At 55.6% G+C, this 5,656-nt stretch carries 6 protein-coding genes; 2 read left to right on the top strand and 4 right to left on the bottom strand.

What is annotated here, in order from left to right; genetic code table 11:
* Positions 1-134: DUF2505 family protein (locus tag AC222A_RS18645; protein ID WP_486775431.1), on the top strand; the 134-nt coding region annotated here is incomplete at its 5' end.
* A 33-nt stretch (positions 135-167) separates the two neighbouring features.
* On the opposite strand, the gene AC222A_RS18640 is transcribed toward AC222A_RS18645, so the two are convergent.
* From AC222A_RS18640 to AC222A_RS18630, 3 genes are all read right to left on the bottom strand, one after another.
* Positions 168-1,865, bottom strand: a complete 1,698-nt coding sequence (locus tag AC222A_RS18640) for a hypothetical protein (RefSeq protein ID WP_372749353.1) — start codon at positions 1,863-1,865, stop codon at positions 168-170.
* Positions 1,866-2,132: 267 nt separating this feature from the next.
* Positions 2,133-2,909 carry a dienelactone hydrolase family protein gene (locus AC222A_RS18635; protein WP_486775430.1) on the bottom strand — a complete coding sequence of 259 codons (777 nt, stop codon included), beginning with the start codon at positions 2,907-2,909 and terminating at the stop codon, positions 2,133-2,135.
* A 65-nt stretch (positions 2,910-2,974) separates the two neighbouring features.
* A complete protein-coding gene (locus tag AC222A_RS18630; protein ID WP_372749351.1) occupies positions 2,975-4,855 on the bottom strand; it encodes an ATP-binding cassette domain-containing protein in 1,881 nt (626 codons plus the stop codon).
* A 25-nt stretch (positions 4,856-4,880) separates the two neighbouring features.
* Here AC222A_RS18630 and AC222A_RS18625 point away from each other — a divergent pair, with 25 nt between their 5' ends.
* The gene (locus tag AC222A_RS18625; protein ID WP_372749350.1) at positions 4,881-5,372 is read left to right on the top strand and encodes a TIGR02444 family protein; all 492 of its coding nucleotides are present in this window, start codon (positions 4,881-4,883) and stop codon (positions 5,370-5,372) included.
* Positions 5,373-5,393: 21 nt separating this feature from the next.
* Here AC222A_RS18625 and AC222A_RS18620 read toward each other — a convergent pair.
* On the bottom strand, positions 5,394-5,656 hold a 263-nt coding region (locus AC222A_RS18620), incomplete at its 5' end, for a hypothetical protein (protein WP_486775429.1).

Raw genomic sequence — 5,656 nt, 5'->3', positions numbered from 1 at the left:
GCTGTGTATACAGTGTTTCCCACACCTGCAAGGCGAAGATTCCGTTGGTAGGGGGCAAAGTGGAGAAGTTTGTGCTGGGTCAGACGGGTGACGGTGCTGTAGCGGAGTTGGAATTTGCGGAGCGCAGCCTCTAAAGTAAGGCTGCACTCTGCGGGCGTATCAGTGATTTAAGGTGTTTGATCTACCGTCGCGCGCCCAGTAGAAATCGTGCCTGATGGTGTCTCAGCCGTTACGGTTAGAACACCATCTTTACCTGCCGTACCTGGCTCAACAAAAATACTGTAGCTTAGCGCGCCGTTGAAATTTGTGTTGGGTACGGTGAATGACGATGGGCCAGAAATTTTCCCTTGCGATGTTTCTGCTTTTATCGTCGTACCTTTTGGCGGTACTTGGCCGTTTATATCCGACACAGTGACGGTGACGCTTTTGCCGCCAGTGTTTAGGTCTATCACCGCTGGTGTCACCTGAACATTGAGATTGGAGCCTGACAATACGATTACGATATTTTCCCACACGTTGAGCGTGCGGTTTTCGGGAGCGGCGCAAGTGGGCCCGTTACACAATAGCCCGTTGAACAGCGAGTCGGGGTTGTCGAAGGTTTTGTCTGAATCAAAGTCTACGAAAACTTCGTTAGTGTCACGGGAATTGCTTTCATTGTCATCGCGATAGGCTTCGGAAATATCGGTGAAGCTTTCGCCATCGTCAAATTGGCCATTTGAAGGGTTGGCGTCAACAAAAGTTTCTTCGCCAACAGCATAAGCCAGAACAGTTGCGCGCCCGTTGCTGGGCCGAGGATCCTGTGACGTGAATGTTACAGAGCAAACACCAGCGACGGTGCTGCAGGTGCCCTCGATTGATCCGCCCTCAGTAGTGAAAGCTATTGCGGTGCCGTCGGCAACAGGGTTGTTATAGCGGTCTGCCGCGCGGATGTTAACCTTGGTTGTCACGCCGTCGAGGTTGAGGCCTTCAATGTTGAGGGTTTCAGCACTTATAGAAAAACTGTCCTGATCGGGAATGCCGGTAGTCACTGCCAGGCCGTTGGACTGTGCAGTTGTGGTTTTACCGTCACGAGTCGTCGTAGCTGTGACTCGCACGGTCGTCTGCACATCGCCAGATATGACCGTTGTGCTTACCAGACCTTCAGCGTCGGTTGTTCCCTGCGCATTACTGAGTGAGACGCCACCTACCGAGGAGTTCAACTTGAAGTCGACCGGTTGATTCTGGACGGGGCCGCCTGCGGTATTTGTTACCTTGAACGTGACGATCGATTGTTCCGGAATTGCTCCTGTGCCGCGAATGCCGACAATATTAGGTGCAGATGATAAAAACGTTATTGCACCGAGTGGCGCTGGCGTTGCAGTTATTGAGACCGTAGAGCTGAGCGTGCTGGCATTTAAAGATGATTGTGCCCTTATGGTGTCAGAGCCATCACAGCCAATCGCCTTATAGGTCACCTGTACGGTGCCATTGTTGGTGGTGGCGACAGCCGGAGTAATTTCCGAAAGGCCTGAAGATACACAGCCGGAAGTAAAAAAGATTTCGGCGCTTTCGGTAACCGGCGCTCCATTCTGGTCAACAATTTCTACGCTGAGTGACGTACTTTCACCTGCAGAGAGAGTTGTGCTGTTGGCCTTGATCGTTCCTTCCGTAAAGGTTCCTCCGCTGGTTGAACCCATTCGGGCAACCGTGGGGCCGGTACTGGAACTACTGCTACTATCGCCGCTGCTCGATGAACCAGATGAACCACTCGAGTCCTTGAGGCCGCTTATGGAAGGCGTGCCATCGTCACTATCACTGTCCCCTGGGCAACCGCTCAGGGTGACAACCAACATTCCAAGAAGAAGCGCCTGAGCTAGCTGTCTCATTACTATTAACCTTTGTTATCGCCAGTGTGTGCCGGTGCTGATCAATTTGTTGGCAGCGGCCCTGCAGTTATTCTAGAAAAAAATGCAGTCTTCTGCTCCAAGTTACTGAAAGTAAATCGAAATAACAACAAAAAACAGTTCGTTTGGGCGTCGCTGACGGGATTCTGTTAAGTAGGGCTTTGATTTAGTGAGGTATTTTTTAATATTGGTTATACAGAACGAATTCCCGGGCCGCCTAACGTCTGAGCGCCCGGGAAGTTAATGCCGTTACTTTAAAAATTGCATTAACGCCGCCCAACTTTGCTTGTCCGCAGCTTCGTCGTAGGCAACCGGCAGTCCGGTTTCCTTACCCTTGGCTGTGGCATCGGGGTTGGTGAAACTATGCAGTACGCCCGGGAAGCTAAGTAACTGCAGGCTGACACCGGCTTCACCCATTTCTGTGACAAAGTCACCTACCTGTTTGGCTGGCACCATGGGGTCAGCGCCGCCGGTGGCGACCAGGACTTTGGCTTTTACCTTGCCTTCCTGGGCTGGGGTCTGGGTGCCGAGGGAGCCGTGAAAACTGGCCACGCCGGCAAGGTCATTGCCCATGCGCGCCTGATTTAGCACCACAGCGCCGCCAAAGCAGTAGCCGATGGCGAAAATGCGATCGACTTTCTTGAGTTTTTCCAGCTCCGCCTTTGCAGCGTTGAAGCGGGCGTTCATTTTTTCGGGTTCGGCCAGTGCGGCATTCATAAAGGCCGTGGCGTCTTTGGGGTGGGTGGCGACCTTACCGTGGCCATACATGTCCACCGCGATAGCGGCGTAGCCTTCGTTCGCCAACTGTCGGGCGCGGTTGCGGGCGTAATCATTCAGCCCCCACCACTCGTGAACCACAATCACACCGGTATCAGCTTTTTTGCCGCGCGGGGTATAAAGCACGGCAGATCCCAATGCGTCGGAAAATTCAATGACCTTTTCTTCGGGGACGGCCTCAATCTGGCCGGCGCCAAGCGTGATGAAGGGTACGATGAATGCGAAAAACAGGGTGCGAAGGCGTTTCATTATAGGCTCCTGCTGGAATAGAAGCCTTATTCTAACCAGTCTTGGCTGCGCGGCGCCAAGTCAAATCAGCTGCCGGCCTGTTCCAGTGCTTCCTGCGCGCTGAGCCATTCTTCTTCTGCCGCTTCCAAAGCCTGCCGGGTGTCGCCCTGTTCGCGAAGCAGGGTCTGCAACTGCGCTTTGTTTGCGGGCTCGTAGAGCGCAGTGTCGGCGAGCACTTCTTCGAGTTCTGAAAGACGCTGATTGGCCTTGTCCATCGTGGCCTCGAGGGCTTTCACCTGTTTGCGCAGCGGCGCCAGGCGCGCACGTTCGGCAGCGGCATCCTGACGGGCACGTTTCTTGTCCTGGGGTTTTTCCTGTTGTGCGGCGGTGTTGCTACTCTGTTCGCTGGCGCGACTCAGAATCCAGCGCCGGTAGTCATCGAGATCGCCGTCGTAGGCTTCGGCCTTGCCGTCGTTGACCAGCAACAGGTCATCGACGGTGTTTCGCAGCAGGTGACGATCGTGGGATACAACAATCAAAGCGCCGTCGAATCCCTGCAAAGCAACGGTAAGGGCCTGACACATTTCCAGATCGAGATGGTTGGTGGGTTCGTCCAGCAGCAAAAGGTTGGGCTTCTGCCAGACGATGATGGCCAGCGCCAATCGGGCTTTTTCGCCGCCAGAAAAAAAGCGGCAGGAACCGGAAGCCATATCACCGCGAATATTGAAGCTGCCGAGGAAATTGAGGATTTCCTGTTCGCGGGCTTTTGGAGCTAGCCGCTGCAATTGGGTGGCAGGGCTGGCGTCCAGATCGAGGGTTTCCAGTTGGTGCTGGCTGAAATAGCCCAGCGCCAGATGCTCGCCCTGCGTGCGTTTGCCGCTGAGTAGGGGCAGCACGCCGCCGAGGGTTTTCAGCAGAGTGGACTTGCCGGCACCATTGGCACCCAGCAGGCCAATGCGGCTGCCCGGGTGTACGCTGAGCTTGATGTTCCGCAAAATCGTTTTGCCGTCATAGCCCAGCTCTGCCTGCGACAACGTCAGCAGCGGGTCTGACATTTTCTCAGGTACCGGAAAGCGGAAACTGAACGGCGAATCCACGTGTGCCGGTGCAATTTCGGTCATCCGCTCCAGCGCTTTGATGCGGCTTTGGGCCTGGCGAGCCTTGGTCGCCTTGGCCTTAAAGCGTCGGATGAAGTTTTCCATATGGGCAATTTCAGCTTGCTGCTTTTCAAAGGCAGATTGCTGCTGGGCGAGCTTTTCCGCACGCTGGCGCTCGAACGCTGAATAGTTGCCGCGATAGTGGGTTAGTGTGTGGTTGCTAAGGTGCGCTACCTGATTACACGTGGCGTCGATAAAGTCGCGATCGTGGGAGATCAGCATCAGAGTGCCGCTGTAGGCCTGCAGCCATTGCTCGAGCCACAAGGTCGCATCCATATCCAAGTGGTTGGTGGGCTCATCGAGCAGCAGCAGGTCGGAGGGGCGCATTAGCGCCTGGGCCAGATTGAGCCGGATGCGCCAGCCGCCTGAGAAATCCCGTACCGGCGTGCTCAGCTGGCTCTGCTTAAAGCCCAGGCCCAACAGCAGCTGCTCGGCTTGGCTGGGAATGGCGTAAGCGTTCAGGGCGTCGAGCTGACCATGTAATTCGGCCAATCTCATATCATTTCTGCAGGTTGCCAGTTCGGTCTCAACCTGTCTGAATTCCGTGTGGCCGTCGATCACGTAGTCGACGGCGGGCCGATCGCTGGCCGAGACCTCCTGAGCCATATGGGCGATGCGCCACTGTTTGGGAATCCGTACACTGCCGCGATCAGGTTCGAGCTTGCCGCGCAACAGGGCAAATAGGCTGGATTTTCCGCTGCCATTGGCGCCGATCAAGGCAACGTGATCGCCGTCGTGCAGGCGCAAGTCGGCACTTTCTAGTAAAGTTTTGCCGCCGCGTAGTAAGCTTAACTGTTCGAATTCAATCATGGGCGGCGATTATAACGGAGGCACTGTGGCCGACAATGCCCTTTGGCAATATACCTTGCTGGTTTATTCCCAGCCTCGGGTACAGAAACTCTGTCTGAGACTGCAGGAAGACTATGGTGCGGACGTAAATCTGTTGCTGTCAGCCTGTTGGCTGGCCAAGCGCGGTATCGTCTGGGCGCCTGATCAGATCGCCGACATGGTGGCGCACAGCCAGTCTTTTCGCGAAAACTTCCTGCTGGAAGCACGCGCCCTGCGCCGCCGTATCAAGCAGGCGGCGCCGCCCAATGTCTATCAGGAGGCGCAGCGTTTCGAGATGTCGCTGGAGCGTTGGCAGCAGGATGAAATCTACAGTTACTGGCAGAAGGCCGCGATTTCGCCGAAAAAGCAATCTTTTCCTCTCTGTGCGCAGACCAATTTACACCGTTACTTTGACCAGCTGGAGCTGGCTTGGAACGGATTGCTGGGTGAGTTGATTGAGGCGGTGGCAGCGACACCACCCGCTGAGGGTGATGCCTAGCCTAGCGTGATCTTTGCCGGGTTATTCCACGTCAAAAATTGATGCAACCGTATCGGCTTTGGATTTCGGCCGACTGATGGTGTCCGGCAGAAACGTGGCCTTGCGCCTCGGGGGCGGTGGTGGTTCCGGCGGTTCTGGGCGAGGTGCAACCGGCGCGGGTTTTGCTGGCTTTGCCGCTTTAGCTGCGGCCTTTGCCTTCGCTGGGGCCTTTTTCGCTGGTGCAGTCTTAGCGCTCTCGGCTTTGCTGGCGGGCTCGCTCTTTGCTGCCTTGGCTTTCGCGGGGG

It is taken from the genome of Litorivivens sp., assembly GCF_057445395.1.
Note: the sequence above shows the minus strand (reverse complement) of the source record. Positions and strands in the feature narration are given on the sequence as shown.

What these genes read in the sequence shown, in the direction of transcription:
- AC222A_RS18640 (WP_372749353.1), bottom strand. Translation starts at nt 1,865, where the DNA reads ATGAGACAGCTAGCTCAGGCGCTTCTTCTTGGAATGTTGGTTGTCACC.
- AC222A_RS18630 (WP_372749351.1), bottom strand. Translation starts at nt 4,855, where the DNA reads ATGATTGAATTCGAACAGTTAAGCTTACTACGCGGCGGCAAAACTTTA.
- AC222A_RS18635 (WP_486775430.1), bottom strand. Translation starts at nt 2,909, where the DNA reads ATGAAACGCCTTCGCACCCTGTTTTTCGCATTCATCGTACCCTTCATC.